Source organism: Bacillus silvicola (assembly GCF_050524305.1).
GTDB lineage: Bacteria > Bacillota > Bacilli > Bacillales > Bacillaceae_G > Bacillus_A > Bacillus_A cereus_AT.
This window is the reverse complement of record NZ_JBNGVC010000001.1, coordinates 686,098-706,228: the sequence shown is the minus strand read 5'-3', so window position 1 is coordinate 706,228 and position 20,131 is coordinate 686,098. Positions and strand designations below refer to the sequence as shown.

The window sequence follows — 20,131 nt, the reverse complement described above, 5'->3', positions numbered from 1 at the left end:
CTTAGGGACATTTTTTTGATGAATGCTTATAAATAACTTTTTAAAGTTATGTCAAAATGTTGTCTAATGAGTTTTCCATTATTCATATAAAACTCCCAAGCTGTATCTGGCGCACCTATAATTTCAAATGAACCTTCTGTAATATATAAAGCGCAATTATCTTCTAATGCAATGCCCTCTATATTACCTTGGTGAGTTTGTAGAAACGTATGGAAGGCATTCATTCTATTTAATTGATTGTAATGAGGGCAAAATCTTTTGTTAACAATACTCCAGCCACTACTTTCTATATAACCAGAACCTTCATAATCTGAACGTATGCTAGATGTGAACCAGCACATAGCGCCGGCACTACATCCCGCAATAAGCGTCCCGCGCTGTAAAGCAAACAGTAACTTTTCATCTAGTTTATGTTCTTTCCATTGTTCAAGCATGTGAACGTAATTTCCACCGCCAAGATAAATTAAATCGGCAGAATGGATCATCTCATCTATTTCATATTTAGTAGGTGTTTCGGTTGAAATGCGTAAAATTTGAACCTCACAATGTAATTGCTTTTCAAATGTTTCTAAAAATAACTTTATATATCCTTCATCATCACGACTAGCTGTTGGAATGAATAATACTTTTGGGTATTGTTTATTTGTTAATTCTATAAGTCGTTCATTAATATGCAAGTGATTTGAATCTTGTAAATCACCGCCACCAATGACAGCTAATTTCATAGTAAAGCACCACCTAATAATATTTGTTATGTAAAAATTCGATAGTGGGGAGTTACATTCCTTCTGTGATTTAATGAATAAGGGGAAATAAAGTAAACAATATATTGAAATAACATGAGGTATCGATAGCTGTAGATAGAAAGGAATTAGAAGCAGTTTATCCCGCTATTTGCAGGAAGTAAGATTCCCACCTCAAAATTCGGCTGGAGCAAAGCAGTTAGGTGGGAAATCAACTGCCCGTAAACGCCTGATTGGTGAGGGCTAATAATCAGTGGGGGATGAACAAAACCCCCCACTGATTAAAGTTTCACTTTATTGATATATAATACTGGATAATATTGTTTTAAAGTATGGAAACAATATGTTTAAATGAATATAACGACGTACTAATGAATATTGAAAGGGTATTTATATTTAAAAAGTACGGGGAATACCAGAAGTTTTACAAAAGTGTTTTTTACTTTTATAGGAACTTATTTTATAATATGGTAAAATTATATTGATATATTTATTAGCGTAGACTGAAAAGAGGGAGCGTGAAAGAGTGGATTTTCGATTTGAGTTCGCAGCGAAGGTGAAAGAATATTTAGATGATGAAAAAAATGAAAAAATAATAAAAGAGGGACACAGAGATATAATTTATAAATATTTATATCCGTTAGAGAGTGAAATTGGAATTTTTAAAAATCCTCACTTTACTTTTTTTGCATCAGGACGACGTTCACATATAGTATTAGAAAATATTGAATTTAAAACAGAAGTAAACGTAGAAAGTAATATAATTGAAATTACAAAAATAGTGGATAATGTGGCGATTCCATTAGATACTATCGTAGCTAAAGATCGGGAATTATTTGCACTCGGGCGTAATGAGAAATTTAGTGTTCAAATATTAGAATATTATCTCTATGATACATTTGGAGAGAAGTTAGGTTTACAATGAATCGAACGTGGTACAGCTAACTAATTAGTGGAGATTAGGATTCATTTAAGTATCAGTTAATATCATTTATGTTTGACCTTCTATATATTTTATACTACAATCTGTAGTGTGAAAGGGGCCATACGATGTTTACTCAAAACTACAAGTTAAATGAGCAAGGGTTAAATCACTTTTTCGGACCGCTTGAAGCGAAAATAATGGAAATTGTTTGGGCTACTCAAGGTATTACCATTAAAGATGTGCAACAGAAATTAAGTGAAGAATCCCCAGTGAATTTTAATACTGTAATGACAGTTATGAACAGATTAGTAGAGAAAGCACATTTAGAAAAGCATATTGTGAAAAGAAGTGGTATGTATCGTACTACACAAACGAAGGAAGAATTTTTATCTAATCAAACGAAGAAAATGACACAGGAATTAATGGGTGAATTTGGAGATCTTGTTGTGAACCACATGATAGATGAGTTAGAACAAGCTGATCCATCTTTAATAAAAAAATTAGAAGAGAAATTAAGTCAGCTAAAAAAAGAGGACTGATAAAATGAAGTGGCAAATGCGTAAAATCGTTTTGTTAGCAGTGACTATTAGTGTGCTTTTTTTAAGCATGTTAGTATACTACGTTACATACCCATTTCTTTTTCAAAATAAAGCATTTTTCCTGTCGCAACTTTGTTTATTTGAATTACAAAAACATATGAGGGAGCTATCAATACTTCGTATAATGATAGCCGGATTACTGTTATTTACTGTAATCATTATGAGTAAAAGAATTTGGAAGCAATTTTTTTATAGTAAAAGATTGAAAAGAAATCTCGTATCTATTACTAGAAAAGGAAAGCAAGTGTACGTATTATCAACGTTACAGATTACGGCATTTACAATTGGATTATTTCGACCGAAAATTGTCATTTCAAAAGGAATGTTTCAGGCATTTTCTGAGGAAGAAATTGATGCGATTGTATTACATGAGGAATATCATCAAAAAAGTCGAGATCCATTAAAGTTATTTTTCTTTACCTTGTTAGCTGAGGGGATGATGTATATTCCTATATTAAAAGGGATGCTGCAGCGTTATCATGTATATCAAGAGCTATCAGCAGATAAATATGCGATGCAAAAAATGAAATCTTCATTTGAGCTAGGTAGTGCATTATTAAAGTTAATTAAAATAAAGACGATAGAAAATCAATGTATTACAGCGTCGTTTGCGAAAACCGCAATTAATTTACGAATTGAGCAAGTGTTGAATGAGAAAGTTGTTAAGCTGAATATGCCATTACATACAAATTCAGTATATGTAACGTTAGGGCTATTTTGTATGTCGATTGTACTTATTGTCGGAGAGTGCATATAGCCTCTTTTTTTAATAATTAACACTACATATTGTAGTGCGTTTAGGAGGGATAAAATGAATGCGGCGGATTTAACAATTTGGCTAGTAGTAGGGGCGGGGATACTTTCATTTATATCACCATGTTCTTTACCGCTATATCCATCTTATTTATCATATATTACAGGTGTTTCTATTCAAGATTTAAAAGAAAATCGTGGAATTATGCAAAAGTCAGCGATTATACATACAGTATTTTTTATGATCGGTTTCTCGGTTATTTTTTATGCGTTAGGTTTATCGGTAAGCTGGATTGGGATCACTTTTTCATCTAATCAAAGGTTGATTCAGCAAATTGGTGGGATATTTATTATTTTGATGGGGCTATTTATGATTGGATTGATTCAGCCTAAGTGGCTTATGGCAGAGAAAAAAGTACAATATAGAAGAAAATCGACAGGCTATATTCGCTCAGTTTTGGTCGGCATGACATACGCAGCAGGATGGACACCGTGTGTTGGACCAATATTTTCTGCAGTGCTTATGCTCGGTGCGACCAATCCTGAAAGTGCGCTTCTGTATATTACAGCTTACACCCTTGGATTTGCGGTTCCGTTTTTCGTGATGGCATTTTTTATTGGAAAGGTAAAATGGATTGTTACATATGCCAATGTCATGATGAAAATGGGCGGTGGAATTATGATTGTAACAGGAGTTTTATTATATACAAATCAAATGACGAAAATTACAGCATTTTTTATTCGTATATTTGGTGGATTTACCGGATTTTAGAAATGAGGAGGAAAAAAAGTGAAGAAACTAATTGCTATTATACTGGCCGGGGCACTAATTTGGGCAGGGGTTAACTTTTATAATACAAAGAAAGAAGAAAAAGAAAGAAAAGCGAAACAAGCGGAGTTACAAGAGAAAGAAGTATTACCACAAGTAGGGTTCAAAGCCCCAAACATAACATTAAAAGGATTAGATGGGAAGCTGTATTCGTTAAATGATGCAAAGGGAAAACCATATGTTATTAATTTTTGGGCATCATGGTGTGGACCATGTGAAATAGAGGCTCCTGACTTAGTTCGTTTGTATGATAAATATAAAAGGGATGTTGAAATCTTTGCGGTAAATGCAACAATCGGGGATCCAGTACAAGAAGCGAGTGCATTTGCAGATCGCCATGGATTTAAATTTCCTGTTCTATTAGATATGGATGGAGTAGCTGGAATAGATTATAAAGTATTTTCTTTACCAACGACATTTTTCGTTAATAAAGATGGAATTATTGTAGATCATGCACGAGGTGTATTACCTCCAGATCAATTAGAAGAGAAGTTTAAGAAAATAATTGAGAATTAAGAGGGGATTTCATAGTGATGGAGTGGATGGTGAGGTTACAACCCGTTTCTCTTATAATAGGAAGTCTATTTGGATTTACTCTAATGAAACTAAGGATGAAAAAGCAAAATATTCAATATGAAAAAATGATGGATGCAGTAACGAATGGCTTTCTCATCATTGTATTCATATGGAAATTTGCACCGGCAATATTAAATCCAGTATGGGCTTTTGGATCGCCGTTGCAAGCATTATTAGCTGTAGGAAGTATGAAACATATTATAGTAGGATGCGTAATTGCGAGTATATATATTGTTTGGAAAAGTAAAAAAGAGCAATTTTCCCTTCGGATTTTACTTGATACATTACCTTTTGGATTGTGCGTGAGTATTATCTTTTATTTTCTATTCCATCAAGAAATAGGTGGACAAACGACACTGCCGTGGGGGATGAAAGTATATGAATCTAAATTTTTGTATCATCCTATTTTCATGTATGAGATTATACTAGCACTCGGTATAATTTGCTCGTTATGGATTAAAAATGAAAGATTAGGGAATGGAAAAAATATAAGCTTTTTTCTAATTTGTGAGGGAATTGCTCATATCATTATTTCACTTATTAGTGAACAAAATTTAGTTCTATTTGGTCTTTCAATACAGCAAATACTCAGTTTTTGTGTTATTAGTTTAGGGATTTTGTTCGTACCAAAAAAATAAAAAATATCCATGTGCGGAGAGCATCCATGCATGGATATTTTTGTATCATCATATGAATTAAAAAATCGGCGGAGTAACAGAAAATAAAACAATCGCATTTTTCTCGAATTGATTCACCCATTTATGTTTTAAATAAGCGGGTATTTTTACGCTATCGCCAGTTTCTAATATGTAATCTTCTTCGTTTAAATATAATGTAATCTTCCCGTCTAATACAAATGCTAATTCTTCACCTTTATGTTCTAGCACATTTTCTGATGAAGCAGTATTCGGCGGAACGGTCATAATTGCTGTTGCTAAATTTCCTGTGAAATCAGGTGATAGCATTTCATATGATAAATTATCGATAATCATTTTCTTACGTTTATGAGAGCGTACGATTAAATCATCTGTATTAGTTTCTTCAAGTAAAAAGCTAAACGTTGGAACATCAAGTGCTTTTGCGAGTACTTTTAATGTTTGAATGGAAGGGTTAGCAGAACCACGTTCAATTTGACTTAACATAGATGGTGTAATTTCAGCCATCTTTGCTAGTTCTTTACTAGTTAAACCCTTTTCTTTTCTTTGTTTTTCAATTTTTTTACCAATATCTATATTTTCCATAGAGCATTCTCCTTAATGATTATTAAATTATATTTAAATAAATTAAATTATAATTAACTTAAACTAAAATGTATGTTAAACTGTATTAAAATTAATTTAATTATAATTTATTATATGGCTAGCTACAAGAATATGAGGAGGAAGAGAAATGAAGGGGATAGAGGCATTAAAAGAGCGATACCCACTATTAAATAACCTTATTGCAACGGAAGAAGTATTTTGGATAAATCCGAATACAGAAAAGTATGAAACGGCAATAAAAGGTTCGCCGCTTAATGAAGAAAATGTAAAAGATGCGGAAGAGAGATTAAAGCGCTTCGCACCATATATTGCGAAAGTTTTTCCGGAAACACAAGAAACGGGCGGCATTATAGAATCACCTTTAGTGAAAATACCTTCTATGAAACAGTCTTTAGAGAAAAATTACGGGCAGCCAATATTGGGAGAACTATTATTAAAGTGTGATAGTCAACTTCCGATATCAGGTTCAATAAAAGCTAGGGGAGGCATTTATGAAGTGTTGAAACATGCTGAACAATTGGCACTTCAGCATGGAATGTTAACGGAGGAAGACGATTACTCCATTTTAGATAGCGATACATGTAGAGAGTTTTTTGCAACATATTCTATTGCGGTAGGTTCGACAGGGAACTTAGGACTAAGCATCGGGATTATGAGTGCGAAACTAGGTTTTAATGTGACTGTTCATATGTCAGCAGACGCGAAACAATGGAAAAAAGATTTATTAAGAAGTAAAGGTGTGAACGTTATTGAATATGAGGCTGATTATAGTAAAGCAGTAGAAGAAGGACGAAGACAAGCTGATGCTGACCCTAGCTGTTATTTTGTAGATGATGAAAACTCACATGATTTATTTTTAGGATACGCAGTAGCGGCATCACGTTTACAAAATCAATTAGAAGAGTTAAAGATTGTAGTAGACGAAGAACATCCTTTATTCGTTTACTTACCTTGTGGTGTCGGCGGCGGACCGGGCGGAGTAGCATTTGGTTTAAAGTTGTTGTATAAAGACAACGTCCATTGTTTCTTTGCAGAGCCGACACATTCTCCATGTATGTTACTCGGGTTAATGACAGGACTTCATGATAAAATTGCTGTTCAAGATATCGGAATTGATAATGTAACAGACGCGGACGGACTGGCAGTAGGAAGACCGTCTGGATTTGTTGGGAAAACGATGGAACCATTTTTAAGTGGAAATTATACAGTAAGTGACGAAGAGTTATATAGATTATTAAAAGAACTGGCTGATACGGAAAACGTTTATTTAGAACCTTCTGCATTAGCGGGTATGGTAGGTCCGTTGAATGTATGTAAAGCTGAAAATGAGTATTTACAAAAGCAACAGTTAACAGAGAAGGTGAAGAAAGGTACTCATATTGTGTGGGGAACTGGTGGGAGCATGGTTCCGAAAGATGTGATGAATGGGTATTATAAGAAAGGTTCGGAATTAACAATAGCAGAGTAACGAAAAATGAGGCGATCTAAAGCCTCATTTTTTCATGTACATAAAAATCTTTGTTATTTTCACATTAGTTCTTTATAGTATAGATATAAAGGATAACTAATATCGAATAAATATAACAAAAGAGCTTTATTTTACATAATAAGAGGATGTGTGTATACGATGTCATTACAGACAAAATATATAGCGGGTATTTCGCTTGGGGTTATGGGAGTAGGCTTTGCGGCTTCTATCCCTTTTCAAGGAACGATAGCTGGGGAGATTATTCAAGGTGGATTTGAAGCTGGGTTAGTTGGTGGACTTGCGGATTGGTTTGCGGTTACAGCTTTATTCCGTCATCCGTTGGGAATTCCAATTCCACATACAGCATTATTACCTAAAAATCGGAAGCGGGTAACAAAGGGACTCGTTTCTACGTTAGAAAATGAATGGCTGACGAAAGAAAGTATTACAAGTAAAGTAAAAGAAATGCAGCTAGCGCAAATGGTACTGCAAATTGCTGAGAAAGAGTTACAGTCTGATGCTGTGAAAAAAGGGATTGTAACAATTGCTGAGAAAGCGATTCTTCAAATAGATACGGAAAAATTAGCAGTTATTATTGAAAAAGAATTAAAAACATATTTGCATACAATTAACACAAGTAACATATTACAAGTTCTTGTGGATCAATTAGTTGTGCAAGAATATGATGAAAAGACACTTGATTACATATTAGTAAAAGTGAAAGATTGGACGGCGCAAGATGAAGCGCGTTACCAGCTCGGAAGCTTAGGCATGAAGGCGATGGAAAACATAAAAGTAGATGGATTCTTACAGTTTACTTTGAAATCGTTTATGAATATTGTAGATGAAGATAAAATTGGCGGCATTTTGCAGAAGTTTATTATTAGCAATATTAACAGCTTACAAGATGCGGATAATAGCACAAGACAACTTATATTAGCGAAAATTCGTCAAGAAATTATAAATGTAAAAGAAAATGAATCTTTACTGCAGGAATTAGAGAATTGGAAAGAAAAATGGATTGCAAATTGGGATGCTACTGACAAAATAAAAGAGATGCTAGAGCAAGTACAGAGTAGGGCAGTTACCTTTGTGAAAAATGAAGAATTTGCCGATAAATATGTTGTTCCATTCTTACAAACACAAATGAATAAAATAAAAGAAGATGAACTGACTGTTCAAAAAATAGAAGATTGGTTACAAAAACAAGTGGTTAATATTGTTGAAAAAAATCATTCGAAAATTGGAAAGCTTGTGCAAGAAAACCTTGATAAGTTAGATGATAAAACATTAATCGAAATGATTGAAAATAATGTCGGTAAAGATTTGCAGTGGATCCGAGTGAACGGGGCGGTTTGCGGATTTATGATTGGATTAGTGTTAGAAGGAATTAAAGCGATTATATGAGAAAAACCTTCCGCAATTGCGGAAGGTTTTTCTTATTTTTCAATAACGCTCATATTTAAATTATAAGCTTTCTCAATATTTAACTTGTACGTGCCATTTCCAGTTTTAATTGAATTTTTATACCAATGTTCTTGGTTGTTTAATTCTGGATGTTCTTCTGAAGAATTATTTTCTTTTTTCGTTAAATCTTCTACTTGTTCCCAAGGTGTACTTCCATGTGTTTCTTTTTGATTCGTTACTGCTGTTAAAGATACATCACTCTCTTTTGCAAGATGGATAGACACTCTTGAGCTTTCCTGTACAAACCAATTATTTTGTAATTGACCTGGATAAAGAGATAGTTCGTTATTTGAAGCACGGATTTCCACATTTTTATTTTGCGGAAGAACAAGCGTTGGTTTCACCTGTGGTGCTGAATTAAATAACGTATGCTGAACAGGTAATGATTTTAAAGTGATATACATCGTTTCTCCAGCCGTTTGAACTGAAAGGAAATCATCTCGTTTTAAATTGAGTTTTTCATTTGCTTTCGTCGTTATTTCATAAGTTCCCAAAAGATGAATTTGATTTGTATTATTTCCCTCTATCGTTAGAGGTTGATGTCCTGCATCTACTACGATTTTTTTGATAGATTCAGGTATATCAAATTGTCCGTCTGGAATATTACTCGTTTGTCTCGTTGTGTTAATAGAGTGACGAACTTCTTCTAGTACTCCAGTTGATAATAAACAGTAAAAAGCAATTCCGACGCTTCCTAAAACGCCGATAAAGAAAATGCTAAAAATATCATATTTAATAAATGATTGTTCCTTCTTAGAAAATAAAAGGTATAGTAAAACTTCAGCTCCAAGTATGATAAGTAAAACTGGCCACCATGCAGTTAGTGTATCTAATACTTGAATTCCTTTTACGACTGAAAATAGTAAAAAGCATCCTAACGATATAATAGAAAGCCCCATTGAGAATGTTCCAACACGCCAAGTCCTCATTCGCTTGTCCCACCTTTGTTTTCTTTATTTCCAAGTAACAATTTAAAGCCGCCGCCAATTAAAAGGAGCGCAACGATAGATGTTTGGAAATAGCGATAATATAGTTCACTAAGATGAATATTAAATATAGTTACAAAATAATCATTCAAAATAGGAAGGACTGTTTGATCTAATAAATAATAAACACCTAATGCGATTAATCCGATACCAATCCATCTTTGATGATTTATAAAATAATCGATAATTGGTTCGTCTTGTACTCGTTCTTTTCCGTATTTTGCTGTTTGCTGTAACGCATCAAAAAAGCTATAGAACCAAATGATTGGTACTAAAAATAAAAATGCAGAGAGTCGTAATAAATCGAGTAAATAAATAGATAGTAAAAAGGCTGCCATAAGCTGAAGACCACGACGTTGTAAACCTAAATACATATGTCCTGCTCCAGGGAACATTGCTAAAATAGAAGCAAATGTTTTACTTTTCTTTCCTTGTTCTCGATGTTCTTCAAAATCTTCGAAAATAGTGCGATCATCTAGTTGCTCGCCACGTTCTTTTTTCTGTAGTTGCTGAACGACATCGAAGAAATTATAAATCCATAAAACAGGTAGCGTAATAAGAAAGATAAGGAAACTTCCTTGATGAGTTAGTAATGTAACAAATACAATCATGCTACCTAAGCCTGTGCATGCAACTAAAAATGTAAGACCACGCTGCATAAGTCCTAATTGAAAATGTCCAAGTCCAGGAATAATTGATAAAAGAATGATGTAAAATCGTTCGCTTTCTTTAGTGGTTTCTGGATTTTGTTCTGCATCTTGCTTTCGTGATTGATTTATAAGAGTAATGACTAAGTCAATTAAATTGATTGTCCATAAAGCTGTAAATAAAAATAGAAGGAGAAAAATAATTCTATGATCTCCGTAGAGAACTGTAATACCTGCTGTAGCGATAAATAGAAATAAAGCTCCTCCGCTATATAGAATAAAACGTCCAAATTTCTTTAAATATAAATGTCCAAGCCCAGGAATTAGCCCTAATACAAGTGCTAAAAAGGGATTTTTATTCATGCTTTGAACCTCCGTTCTTTTTTGGTGTGTCTACCGATTTGTTTACAATTTGCTGTGAGATAGAAGTCTCATTGTGTTTCGAAGATTTTTCGAAATTTGATGTCGCTGTGAAAATATAATGGAATAAACCACTTACCATAAAAATAATTGTAGCCGCCGTCGCAATTATGTAGTGAATAATCGTACGCTTTAGCTGGTTTGATTTCATATTTTCATTAGGCTGTAACGTTTCGAAATTAATTTGCGATATAACTTCGTTCGTAAATGAATAATCATTTATCATTGGAAGGTTTTCATGTTGTTCATCAATATTTTCCATATAAAGTGCTAAACAATGATCACATTCATAAAGGTGCTCTTCCATAGATTCACGTTCATTGCTTGCTATAACATCTAATGTATACTTGTGCCAATCTTCTTTTGAATAATGCATCATAGAAACTCTTCCTCCTTCCAATGTTTTTTAATCCATTTTCTTGCCCGATACAGTTTCATTTCGACCGTTTTCACTTCGATGTTTTCTTGGAAAGCAATTTCTTGATAACTTTTTTCCTCTAAGTAATGCGCGAGAACGACGTCACGGTAATTGTCGGGAAGTTCTCTTAGTTTTTGAGCAATGAGTAATTTTTGCTCTTTCGTCAATAGTAAAGCTTCAATGTTATGAGAGGATTTTATATTTTCCTCTGTTTCTTTACATAAGGAGAGTTCTTCGTTTTCTCTAGCTTTCTTTCTCTTATAATCAATAGCGTGATTGGTGGCAATACGTGCCATCCACGTTTTTAATCCGCGAAATTGATAATTTGGGAGAGAGGTGTGAATTTTTACGAATACTTCTTGTGTAACATCTTTAGCATCTTCTTCATGTCTTAAAATAGAAAAGATAACTTGAAAAATATAATGACGATATGTTTGTACAAGGATACGAAAAGCATGCTCGCTTCCTTGCTGTGCTTTTTCAATTAATTGTTTTTCCTCAATCGGTCTCTCCCTCCTTTTTGACGCATTCTATTATATAGACGTAAAGAATGATAAGTCACCCTACACATGTTGTAAAAAAAGAATAATATATTTTTAGCAGGAGGGCTATATGAAAAAGGTGTGAAAAAATGGTAAGGCGAAGTATATAATGAGCAAGTGGGAAATGTTACACGGAGAAAGGATGTGAATGTTAGTAGGGGAAGGTCCATACTAACAAACATGAAAATTAAAATATTAATAGCAGATGATAATTCTTTTATTAGAGAAGGCATGAAAATTATTTTAAATACATACGAAGAATTCGAAGTATTAGAAACTGTAAATGATGGAAAAGAAGCTGTAGCGTATTGTAAAAAACATGAAGTGGATATTGCACTTTTAGATGTTCGTATGCCAAATATGAACGGGGTAGAGGCGACGAAGTTAATCTGTGAAGAGACAAAAACGAAACCGCTTATTTTAACGACGTTTGATGATGATGAATATATTTTGGATGCAGTGAAAAACGGAGCGAAAGGTTATTTATTAAAAAATAACGATCCGGAGCGTATTCGTGATGCGATAAAAGGAGTATATAACGGACAAACTGTTATGCAAGATGTTGTTCTTGATAAAATTAAGAGTAATTTACTAGAAAATAAAGAAGCGGAATCTAAAATAGATAAGAGCCTTTTTACAGAAAGGGAGCTTAGTATTATCGCATTAATTGCAAAAGGCTTCTCTAATAAAGAGATTTCGAAGCAACTTTTTATATCTGAGGGAACAATTGCGAATTATATTACATCAGTTTTAGGGAAAACTGGACTTGAACATCGCACACAAATTGCGATTTATTACTTAACAGGGAAAGTAGATTAATGATATGGAATTTTGGCTAACTGTAAGTAAACTTATTGTCTTTTTATATATAGTGTTTAGCTACATTCATTTAAATGTTACGAACCTACCGTGGATTATACTTACTTTGCTTATATATCTTTCTATAAATGTGATGATTTCCATATTGAAAAAAGATACGTACAATAAGATTTTAATTTGCGTATCAGTTGGCGTAGTTATGTTATTTACGTGGAGGGTTCATCCGTTTTTTATTTTGTTTTTACCTTTGAACTTATATGAAATTGCAAATTATTGTATAGAAAAGAAATGGTTAATCTTTTTCATTATGATCCTTCCTATTATTTTTATAGGTGAAGGTATTCAAATGACGTATGGACTTATTAGTGTATTTTGTTTTTTTTCCTTAACGATAGCCCACCGCTATATAGTACGATTATTAAAACTCGAAATGCAAAATGATAAAATGAGAAAAGACATACAAAGACTTACGAAAAACTTAAATGAAAATAAAGATTACATAAGGCAATCAGAATACACATTTAAGTTAGAGGAGAGAAATCGATTATCTCAAGAAATTCATGATAAAATTGGTCACTCGATGACGGGTGCACTCATTCAAATGGAAGCAGCGAAGAGATTAATGGAAATAGATAAAGTGAAATCTGCTGAGTTATTACAAAATGCAATTCATATTTCGAAAGACGGCATTGAAAGCATTCGGATTACATTGAAAAATATGAAGCCGCCAATTGAACAAATTGGAATTCATCGTATGAAATTATTCATAGAGGAATTTGCCGGTAAGCATGATGTAAACATTCCTTTCGTATATAAAGGAAACTTAGATATGATTTCTCCAATTCAGTGGAAGATTATCGGTGAAAATGTTACGGAGGCATTAACAAATACGATGAAATATGCTGACGCGACAGTCATTTCAATAGATATTCATGTACTTAACAAGGTGGTTAAAGTACAAGTGAAGGATAATGGTAAGGGGGCAACTCTTGTTAAAAAAGGCCTTGGTATTATGGGGATGGAGGAGCGAACAGCGTCTGTAAACGGTAAAATTATTGTAGATGGGACAAGTGGTTTTTCAGTAACAATGTTGTTGCCGATATAAGGGAATAGGACGAGGATGAATCATCTCATATGAAAAAAGTGAATAATCTCATGTGAAAAGAATGAACTTCTGCACTGAGCAGGTTCATTCTTTTTGTTTATACTAAAAGCAGAGAAACCGAAATAGGGGTGAAATGATGAATACATTGGAAATTAAAAATTTAACGAAAAAATTTGGTGATTTCATCGCGGTAGATAATATGTCTTTATCTATTAAAGAAGGAGAAATATTTGGATTTTTAGGATCGAATGGTGCTGGTAAGAGTACAACGATAAATATGATTGCTGGCTTGTTAAGAAGTAATGAAGGTGAAATTAGCATACTAGGAAAAAATATAAAGAAAAATAATCGATTTGCGAAAATGAACATCGGTATCGTTCCACAAGATATAGCAATATATGAAGAGCTAACCGCCTATGAAAATGTGAAATTCTTTGCCGGATTGTACGGACTAAGAGGAGCTGAACTAAAAGCGAGAGTAGAGGAAGCACTTCAATTTGTGGGGCTTAGTGATAAACATAAAAGCTATCCGAAAAACTTTTCTGGCGGGATGAAAAGAAGGCTGAATATCGCTTGTGCAATCGCTCATAGACCGAAGTTAATTATTATGGATGAACCGACAGTTGGAATTGATCCGCAGTCAAGGAACTACATTCTTCAGTCTGTCCGAAAATTAAATGAAATGGGAAGTACGATTATTTATACGAGTCACTACATGGAAGAAGTCGAAGAGATTTGTACGAAAATAGCAATTGTAGATCACGGTAAGGTAATTGCGGAAGGAACGAAAGAACAGTTAAAAGCGATTATTACCGATACGAAAGACATTTGGATTGAAGTGAAGTCAGTAGAAAATCTAGACGTTGAAAAATTAAAAGAGATAAACGGTGTGAAAGCTGTTCAAATTGAAGAGAACGTAATCAAAGTAAATTCTGATGCAGGATTAAATAATTTAAATAAAATTATTCAACACTTTATTAATCATGATATTGAAATTCGTTCATTAGAAGAGCAGGCTCCGAATTTAGAAACAGTATTCCTTACATTGACCGGAAGAAACTTACGAGATAAATAAAGTGATTGTAAGAATAGGAAAAGGGAGGTTCATCGATTGAACATCTTCAATATTGCAGTTATGCACATTAAAAGAGATTTCAGGGACGTAAGAACGTTAGTTTTTATGTTAGCATTTCCGATTGTGCTTATGCTTGTATTAGGAACAGCGTTAAGTAACGCATTTAATAGCGATAGTCATTCGATTAAAGACATACAAGTGCTTTATAAAGATAAAGCGGGAAGCACTTTTTCTCAATCATTTGAAGCATTTACGAAAGAGGTCGATAAATCGGGTATTCATTTTAAAAAAGCTTCCGAAGGTATAGATGGGAAAGAAGAAGTGCAGCAAAATAAATATGCTGCATATGTAGAATTGAATAAAGATGGTGCGAAATTTTACGGAAGCGACAGAAGTAGTATTGAAGGAAGTATTGTTGAAGGAATACTTACGACATTTGTTGATAAGTACAATGTAGCGGCAGAAGTTGCAAAAGTAGATCCAAGTAAGGTTAGCACAGTTATTTCAAATGGAAATCATAATGATTATATTAAAGAAACATCTTTACAAGCTGCTAAAAAACCAGGTTCTATGGATTACTACGCGGTTGTAATGACGACAATGATTGCACTGTATGCGGCAATGGGGGCGAGTTTTTTAATTCGAGGAGAACGAGTACGTAAAACAGGAGATCGTTTAATTGCAGCACCTATAAGTAAGGCTGAAATTTTCATTGGGAAAGTGCTCGGTAGTCTTGTAGCAAATGCACTTTGTCTATTACTCGTCGTTATATTTAGTAAATTTGTTTTTCAAGCGAATTGGGGCGACCATCTTGGAATCATATTTATTATTTTACTAACAGAAGTTTTTCTGGCAATTAGTTTCGGTTTAGGAATCGGATTTATTACAAAAACAGGTGAGGCATCTAGAGCAATTATTATGGTTGTTGTGCAATTAGCTTCTATTTTTGGTGGTGCTTATTTTGTAGTGGAAGAAAATGTCGTTACGAATTTATCGCCATTAACGTGGGCCAACACAGCCATTATGAAAATTATTTATGCAAATGACATAGGAGCAGCACTGCCGGTTATTTCTTTAAATCTTGGAATTTCAGCAATCTTTTTATTAATTGCGATTATCGCATTAAGTAGACGGGAGGGGCTGTAATATGAAAGATATTTTATGGCTCATACGAAAAACATTAGTTGCGCTTTTTAAAAATAAAAAAGGATTATTGCTTATTGTAAGTTTGCCGATAATAGGAACACTCATTTCTTTTTCAATATATGGTAATGTAGGGCAAGGAACGTTAAATATTGGGGTTATAAATAAAGAAAATCAGCCTATCGCAAATGATACAGTGAAATTTTTAGAAGGACTCAATCATGTAAATGTTAGTAAAATTAAGGAATCTGAAGTGGAAGATAAACTCACTTCAAAAAAACTTGATGGTGTTATTACATTACAGTCTGGTTTTTCCGAAAGTGTTCGAGTAGGGAAACCGAGTCATATTGAAGTTTCATCGATTAAAGGTGATCAAGTAACAGTATTTATAAAATCATATTTATATAATTATGTTGATAATATCGCTGCGATTAGTAAAGTGGCGGGGGCGGATCAAAGTACGTTTGATAGTATGTACGCTGGTTATCAAAAAAGTTCATTTAAAGTAAAAGCAGAGACACTTGAAGATACTTCGAAAAATAAGGATATGACAAATCAAACGATTGGTTATCTTATCATGTTTATGCTATTTTCGGCAGCGAATTTATCTGGAATTATTTTAAAAGAAAAAGAGAACAGAACGTATTTTAGATTATTATCGACACCGATAGATGGAAAGAAATTTATATTATCTAATGTCGCGGTGAATATGATTATACTAACAGTGCAGATTGTAATTGCCGTATTATTTATGAAGTATGTTTTTCATACAAATATAAATATGCCTTTCACAGTGATGATTGGTGTACTCATGATATTTGCTTTAATCGCGATTGGTTTGTCTTTAGTCATTGTGTCTTTTGCGAAAAATTCAACTGCTTCAAATGCGATGCAAAATGTCGTTATTGTACCGACATGTTTATTAGCGGGATGCTATTTCCCATATGATATTATGCCGAAAACAGTACAAAAAATAGCTGATTTTTTACCGCAACGCTGGCTAATGGACACGATTTCGAAATTACAGCAAGGAATTCCGTTTTCAGAGTTGTATTTAAATATTTTAATCTTATTCGCCTTTGCAATAGCGTTCTTCTTAATTGCGATTTATAAGTTTGGAAGAAATAATGATGCAAGGAACTTTGTTTAATGAAAAGGTGTGGCGCAATGCCACACCTTTTTTGTATTCGTAATTTACAGTATCTTTTGTAATATAGGAATGCTTTTGTAGAGCGCTTCGTTATGCGAAGCATGCACAACATATTTATTTCCCTCTAGAAGAAAAACGCTATGTAGAACAGTGTTACCATCACCATGTTTTGTAAGTATATCACCGACGACTTTTCCGTCTGTCCATTCCAGTTTTGAATGTGAAGGGACGACTTGTAAATATTGAATCGTTTCCACTCCATCTCCTGCAATGAGTGTAGTTTCAATATTTCTTTTCTCTATAATAAATCTATTTGCATTTAATGTATCGAGGAAAGGATTTTTCATTTTCATCTTGTTATAAGGAAGAAATGTAATAGAAGAGCCGGATTTTATAAATAAATAATTTCCGTAATCTTTACAAGGAATAACATCTTGTAAACCTGGAAAGTAAAGGTGTATCGCTTTAACTTTATCCATATTATGAAAGGTGCTTAAGTAATGAATATATTGTTCCATATAAAAATGAACAATATTTATTTTAGAAGAGGCATGAACAGGGAGACTACCCCCAGTCCAATAACTATAATTGGGAGGAGATCCAGCGTTTGGTGTACAGAGTATAATAAGTTGCTCCACATCATTTTCATATTCTTCACTTTGAACGTAAGAACGTGCAAGAAGTCCACCCATACTATGACAAACTAAATTTAGTTTATCACACCCTGTAAATTTTTTAACATAGGCAATTGTTTTTAATAAATATTTTTGAGTAGAAACAGTAATACGCTGACGCCAGTCATAAAAACAGATAAACAAGTTTTTATTTCGTTCATAGCCGATACTTTCTAACATCATGATGAATGGTTCATAAACAAACGCAGAAAGTCCAAAGCTCCAATTACCAGTACCAGGGATAATAATATTACTCATTGAACCGAAAAGACCTGGAATAAAAATAATAGGAGTTTTTCTTATTTTCATATTCTGCTCTCCTTTAACTTTGTAACATCCCAAAAAAGTGGGAAATACATTTTGAATGAAAATTTATTTTAATGAAACACTACGGGTTAGAAAGTAATTTGAGCGGAAGGAAATTAAAATGATAAAAAAGATATTGCGAGTTGCTTCTATTATTATTGGTATATTCGTTTTTGTTTTAATTGGGATGCATATTGACGTTACGCTCGGACGGAAAATGGAAGCCGGGAAAAATATGCCGACAGAGTATGCTCCTCATTATAGTGACTTTCAATTATATGTAGAAGGGAAATCATTATATGAGCAGTTATTTGAAGATATTAAAAAAGCGAAAAGCTCCATTTACACTTATTTTTACATTTTGTCAGATGATAAAAGTAGTTACACTTTTTTAAATTTATTAATGCAGAAGGCGAGAGAAGGGGTGACCGTATATTTGTCGGTCGACTTAATTAATGATCTATCTTTTGACAGAAAGGTGAAAAATGAATTAAAAGAGAACGGTGTTCACTTTACATATAGTAGAAAACCTGAGTTGCCATTTGGATTTTATTCTCTACATCATCGGAATCATCGCCGTATTACGACGATTGATGGGGAAATTGGTTATACGGGTGGATTTAATATGGGAGATGAATATTTAGGGAAAGATAAGCGTTTTGGATATTGGCGTGACTATCATGTACGGATAAGAGGAGAAGGAGCAAAAGATTTAGAAGAGCAATTCGCTTTAGATTGGAAACGAGATACGAAAGAAAATATAAAAAGAAGTACGAACAAAGCTAGTAAAGGGAATACATTACATACGATGGCTAGCTACAATGGACATCACGTCGCTGAAAAATATATCGAATTAATAAAAGAAGCGAAGCATTCAATTGTCATTACAACACCATATTTTATAGCGAAAAATAAAGAATTAATGAATGCTTTAATTGGAGCGCAAAAGCGTGGTGTTACAGTGAAAATACTTTGGTCATATAAACCGGATATACCTCTTATTAAAGAGGCGGCATATCCTTACATCCATCAAGCTGTTAAAAACGGGATTACTGTGTATGGTTATAAAAAAGGGATGTTTCATGGAAAGTTAATGCTGATTGATAATGAATTAACTGTTATCGGTACAACGAACATAACTGCACGTAGCTTCTATATAAATGATGAGATGAATTTGTATATTCACGGTGGACCTATCATAGCGCAAGTGAATGAGGCGTTAACGCAAGACATTGGTGATTCGAAAGAGATGACAGAAACATTTTTTGACAACTTATCTTTCTGGGAGCGTTGTAAGGAGAAAGTAGTTGGATGGGTTGATTTTTATTTGTGATGATTAACAAAGGGTGTCTATAAAAGGCACCCTTTGTTAATGGAAAATACTATTTTTCATGCACAAGCATCGAAACATCATCATTAATCAACGTCCCAACATGTTCACCTAAACAAATTCTTTTCATAACGCCAGGCTCATCAAAGTTAAAGACATGTGCCGGTAAATTATAATCTCGAGCAAGCAGTAAAGCGGCTTGATCCATGACTTGTATGTTTTGCCTAACAACATCGTTATAGTTCAGTTTTCGATACATTTTCGCTGATTTATTATGTTTTGGATCACTTGTAAAGACACCGTCTACTCCTTGTTTTGCGACTAAAATGGCGTCGCTATTCATTTCAATGGCTCTTTGTACACTTGGGTAATCTGTTGTAACGAATGGTTGCCCGTTACCACCACCGAATATGACAACATAACCGTTATTTAAATGATGTACTGCACGTAAGCGAATATATGGTTCAGCTACTGCATTAAAAGGGATGGAAGTCATAACGCGTACTTCTCTATCTGTTTTACTTGTTAAAACGCCGCGAAGCATTAAGCTGTTAATAATCGTACCTAGCGTACCGATATTATCAGCTTCTACACGATCAATTCCCCATTCTTCAGCTAGATGACCTCTGAAAATGTTACCGCCGCCGATGACAATGGATACTTCAATATCTAGGTCGATAATGGATATTATTTCGTTTGCGATATGTTCTAATCGTTTGGAGTTAAAGCTATTTCCGGATTGATCGGCAAGAGCGCCGCCGCTTAGTTTTATTAAGACTCTTTTATATGGCCTCATAACAATTCCCCCTATATAGATCGCAATAAAAAAAGGAACAAAGGCGAATGCCTTTGTTCCTTTTTAAGAAAATGAAAAAGAAAAGAAGAAGATAGGAC

Annotated in this window: 22 protein-coding genes; 14 read left to right on the top strand and 8 right to left on the bottom strand. The window is 33.7% G+C overall.

Annotated features, from left to right (window positions below):
• Window positions 1–26 precede the first annotated feature (26 nt).
• Window positions 27–725: a peptidase E gene (locus ACP6L7_RS03590; RefSeq protein WP_097831578.1), complete on the bottom strand. Its 699-nt coding sequence runs from the start codon at window positions 723–725 to the stop codon at window positions 27–29.
• Between the two features lie 544 nt (window positions 726–1,269).
• Here ACP6L7_RS03590 and ACP6L7_RS03585 point away from each other — a divergent pair.
• The 6 genes from ACP6L7_RS03585 to ACP6L7_RS03560 all read left to right on the top strand — a co-directional run bounded on the left by ACP6L7_RS03585 (window position 1,270) and on the right by ACP6L7_RS03560 (window position 5,063).
• Window positions 1,270–1,668: a DUF3942 family protein gene (locus tag ACP6L7_RS03585; RefSeq protein ID WP_097831577.1), complete on the top strand. Its 399-nt coding sequence runs from the start codon at window positions 1,270–1,272 to the stop codon at window positions 1,666–1,668.
• A 125-nt stretch (window positions 1,669–1,793) separates the two neighbouring features.
• Window positions 1,794–2,207 (top strand): BlaI/MecI/CopY family transcriptional regulator, encoded by a 414-nt coding sequence (locus ACP6L7_RS03580; protein WP_097831576.1) that lies wholly within the window; start codon window positions 1,794–1,796, stop codon window positions 2,205–2,207.
• A gap of 4 nt (window positions 2,208–2,211) precedes the next feature.
• Window positions 2,212–3,024, top strand: coding sequence for a M56 family metallopeptidase (locus ACP6L7_RS03575; RefSeq protein ID WP_097831575.1), 813 nt, complete (start codon window positions 2,212–2,214; stop codon window positions 3,022–3,024).
• A 54-nt stretch (window positions 3,025–3,078) separates the two neighbouring features.
• Window positions 3,079–3,792, top strand: a complete 714-nt coding sequence (gene ccdA, locus ACP6L7_RS03570) for a cytochrome c-type biogenesis protein CcdA (RefSeq protein ID WP_097831574.1) — start codon at window positions 3,079–3,081, stop codon at window positions 3,790–3,792.
• An 18-nt stretch (window positions 3,793–3,810) separates the two neighbouring features.
• Complete coding sequence (locus tag ACP6L7_RS03565) at window positions 3,811–4,365, top strand: TlpA family protein disulfide reductase (protein ID WP_097831573.1); 555 nt, start codon at window positions 3,811–3,813, stop codon at window positions 4,363–4,365.
• 14 nt (window positions 4,366–4,379) lie between these two features.
• Window positions 4,380–5,063, top strand: coding sequence for a prolipoprotein diacylglyceryl transferase family protein (locus ACP6L7_RS03560; RefSeq protein ID WP_141533456.1), 684 nt, complete (start codon window positions 4,380–4,382; stop codon window positions 5,061–5,063).
• 57 nt (window positions 5,064–5,120) lie between these two features.
• Here the strand turns inward: ACP6L7_RS03560 and ACP6L7_RS03555 are convergent, their stop codons facing one another.
• Window positions 5,121–5,666 carry a helix-turn-helix domain-containing protein gene (locus ACP6L7_RS03555; RefSeq protein WP_098361800.1) on the bottom strand — a complete coding sequence of 182 codons (546 nt, stop codon included), beginning with the start codon at window positions 5,664–5,666 and terminating at the stop codon, window positions 5,121–5,123.
• 148 nt (window positions 5,667–5,814) lie between these two features.
• On the opposite strand from ACP6L7_RS03555, the gene dsdA reads away from it, so the two are divergent.
• The gene (gene dsdA / locus ACP6L7_RS03550; RefSeq protein ID WP_097831570.1) at window positions 5,815–7,155 is read left to right on the top strand and encodes a D-serine ammonia-lyase; all 1,341 of its coding nucleotides are present in this window, start codon (window positions 5,815–5,817) and stop codon (window positions 7,153–7,155) included.
• A gap of 159 nt (window positions 7,156–7,314) precedes the next feature.
• A complete protein-coding gene (locus tag ACP6L7_RS03545) occupies window positions 7,315–8,562 on the top strand; it encodes a DUF445 domain-containing protein (RefSeq protein ID WP_097831569.1) in 1,248 nt (415 codons plus the stop codon).
• A gap of 32 nt (window positions 8,563–8,594) precedes the next feature.
• Here ACP6L7_RS03545 and exsE read toward each other — a convergent pair whose 3' ends face one another.
• From exsE to ACP6L7_RS03525, 4 genes are read right to left on the bottom strand one after another with little or no spacing between them, the layout of a single operon-like run.
• On the bottom strand, window positions 8,595–9,551 hold the full coding sequence (gene exsE / locus ACP6L7_RS03540; RefSeq protein ID WP_097831568.1) for an exosporium protein ExsE: 957 nt from the start codon (window positions 9,549–9,551) through the stop codon (window positions 8,595–8,597).
• Window positions 9,548–10,618, bottom strand: a complete 1,071-nt coding sequence (locus ACP6L7_RS03535; protein WP_097831567.1) for a hypothetical protein — start codon at window positions 10,616–10,618, stop codon at window positions 9,548–9,550. Before ACP6L7_RS03535 ends, exsE begins: the two co-directional genes overlap by 4 nt.
• Window positions 10,611–11,054 (bottom strand): hypothetical protein, encoded by a 444-nt coding sequence (locus ACP6L7_RS03530; RefSeq protein ID WP_097831566.1) that lies wholly within the window; start codon window positions 11,052–11,054, stop codon window positions 10,611–10,613. Before ACP6L7_RS03530 ends, ACP6L7_RS03535 begins: the two co-directional genes overlap by 8 nt.
• Window positions 11,051–11,539: an RNA polymerase sigma factor gene (locus tag ACP6L7_RS03525; protein WP_080019169.1), complete on the bottom strand. Its 489-nt coding sequence runs from the start codon at window positions 11,537–11,539 to the stop codon at window positions 11,051–11,053. Before ACP6L7_RS03525 ends, ACP6L7_RS03530 begins: the two co-directional genes overlap by 4 nt.
• A gap of 276 nt (window positions 11,540–11,815) precedes the next feature.
• Between ACP6L7_RS03525 and ACP6L7_RS03520 the strand changes: the two genes are divergently transcribed.
• The 5 genes from ACP6L7_RS03520 (at window position 11,816) to ACP6L7_RS03500 (ending at window position 16,927) form a co-directional block, all read left to right on the top strand.
• Window positions 11,816–12,454: a response regulator transcription factor gene (locus tag ACP6L7_RS03520; RefSeq protein WP_097831564.1), complete on the top strand. Its 639-nt coding sequence runs from the start codon at window positions 11,816–11,818 to the stop codon at window positions 12,452–12,454.
• Window positions 12,455–12,458: 4 nt separating this feature from the next.
• Window positions 12,459–13,559 carry a sensor histidine kinase gene (locus tag ACP6L7_RS03515; RefSeq protein ID WP_097831563.1) on the top strand — a complete coding sequence of 367 codons (1,101 nt, stop codon included), beginning with the start codon at window positions 12,459–12,461 and terminating at the stop codon, window positions 13,557–13,559.
• 136 nt (window positions 13,560–13,695) lie between these two features.
• Window positions 13,696–14,634: an ABC transporter ATP-binding protein gene (locus ACP6L7_RS03510; protein WP_097831562.1), complete on the top strand. Its 939-nt coding sequence runs from the start codon at window positions 13,696–13,698 to the stop codon at window positions 14,632–14,634.
• A 36-nt stretch (window positions 14,635–14,670) separates the two neighbouring features.
• Window positions 14,671–15,780, top strand: a complete 1,110-nt coding sequence (locus ACP6L7_RS03505) for an ABC transporter permease (protein WP_097831561.1) — start codon at window positions 14,671–14,673, stop codon at window positions 15,778–15,780.
• A 1-nt stretch (window position 15,781) separates the two neighbouring features.
• Entirely contained in the window at window positions 15,782–16,927 is a 1,146-nt protein-coding gene (locus ACP6L7_RS03500) for an ABC transporter permease (protein WP_097831560.1), read from the top strand.
• A gap of 44 nt (window positions 16,928–16,971) precedes the next feature.
• Here ACP6L7_RS03500 and ACP6L7_RS03495 read toward each other — a convergent pair whose 3' ends face one another.
• Complete coding sequence (locus ACP6L7_RS03495; protein ID WP_097831559.1) at window positions 16,972–17,910, bottom strand: esterase/lipase family protein; 939 nt, start codon at window positions 17,908–17,910, stop codon at window positions 16,972–16,974.
• A 118-nt stretch (window positions 17,911–18,028) separates the two neighbouring features.
• On the opposite strand from ACP6L7_RS03495, the gene cls reads away from it, so the two are divergent.
• A complete protein-coding gene (gene cls / locus ACP6L7_RS03490) occupies window positions 18,029–19,240 on the top strand; it encodes a cardiolipin synthase (protein WP_141533455.1) in 1,212 nt (403 codons plus the stop codon).
• Window positions 19,241–19,289: 49 nt separating this feature from the next.
• On the opposite strand, the gene pyrH is transcribed toward cls, so the two are convergent.
• A complete protein-coding gene (pyrH, locus tag ACP6L7_RS03485; RefSeq protein WP_097831557.1) occupies window positions 19,290–20,033 on the bottom strand; it encodes a UMP kinase in 744 nt (247 codons plus the stop codon).
• Between the last annotated feature and the right edge of the window lie 98 nt (window positions 20,034–20,131).

What these genes read in the sequence shown, in the direction of transcription:
- ACP6L7_RS03575 (WP_097831575.1), top strand. Translation starts at nt 2,212, where the DNA reads ATGAAGTGGCAAATGCGTAAAATCGTTTTGTTAGCAGTGACTATTAGT.
- ACP6L7_RS03580 (WP_097831576.1), top strand. Translation starts at nt 1,794, where the DNA reads ATGTTTACTCAAAACTACAAGTTAAATGAGCAAGGGTTAAATCACTTT.
- ACP6L7_RS03495 (WP_097831559.1), bottom strand. Translation starts at nt 17,910, where the DNA reads ATGAAAATAAGAAAAACTCCTATTATTTTTATTCCAGGTCTTTTCGGT.
- ACP6L7_RS03520 (WP_097831564.1), top strand. Translation starts at nt 11,816, where the DNA reads ATGAAAATTAAAATATTAATAGCAGATGATAATTCTTTTATTAGAGAA.
- pyrH (WP_097831557.1), bottom strand. Translation starts at nt 20,033, where the DNA reads ATGAGGCCATATAAAAGAGTCTTAATAAAACTAAGCGGCGGCGCTCTT.
- cls (WP_141533455.1), top strand. Translation starts at nt 18,029, where the DNA reads ATGATAAAAAAGATATTGCGAGTTGCTTCTATTATTATTGGTATATTC.
- ACP6L7_RS03545 (WP_097831569.1), top strand. Translation starts at nt 7,315, where the DNA reads ATGTCATTACAGACAAAATATATAGCGGGTATTTCGCTTGGGGTTATG.
- ACP6L7_RS03535 (WP_097831567.1), bottom strand. Translation starts at nt 10,618, where the DNA reads ATGAATAAAAATCCCTTTTTAGCACTTGTATTAGGGCTAATTCCTGGG.
- ccdA (WP_097831574.1), top strand. Translation starts at nt 3,079, where the DNA reads ATGAATGCGGCGGATTTAACAATTTGGCTAGTAGTAGGGGCGGGGATA.
- ACP6L7_RS03590 (WP_097831578.1), bottom strand. Translation starts at nt 725, where the DNA reads ATGAAATTAGCTGTCATTGGTGGCGGTGATTTACAAGATTCAAATCAC.
- ACP6L7_RS03515 (WP_097831563.1), top strand. Translation starts at nt 12,459, where the DNA reads ATGGAATTTTGGCTAACTGTAAGTAAACTTATTGTCTTTTTATATATA.
- dsdA (WP_097831570.1), top strand. Translation starts at nt 5,815, where the DNA reads ATGAAGGGGATAGAGGCATTAAAAGAGCGATACCCACTATTAAATAAC.
- ACP6L7_RS03555 (WP_098361800.1), bottom strand. Translation starts at nt 5,666, where the DNA reads ATGGAAAATATAGATATTGGTAAAAAAATTGAAAAACAAAGAAAAGAA.
- ACP6L7_RS03500 (WP_097831560.1), top strand. Translation starts at nt 15,782, where the DNA reads ATGAAAGATATTTTATGGCTCATACGAAAAACATTAGTTGCGCTTTTT.
- ACP6L7_RS03530 (WP_097831566.1), bottom strand. Translation starts at nt 11,054, where the DNA reads ATGATGCATTATTCAAAAGAAGATTGGCACAAGTATACATTAGATGTT.
- ACP6L7_RS03510 (WP_097831562.1), top strand. Translation starts at nt 13,696, where the DNA reads ATGAATACATTGGAAATTAAAAATTTAACGAAAAAATTTGGTGATTTC.
- exsE (WP_097831568.1), bottom strand. Translation starts at nt 9,551, where the DNA reads ATGAGGACTTGGCGTGTTGGAACATTCTCAATGGGGCTTTCTATTATA.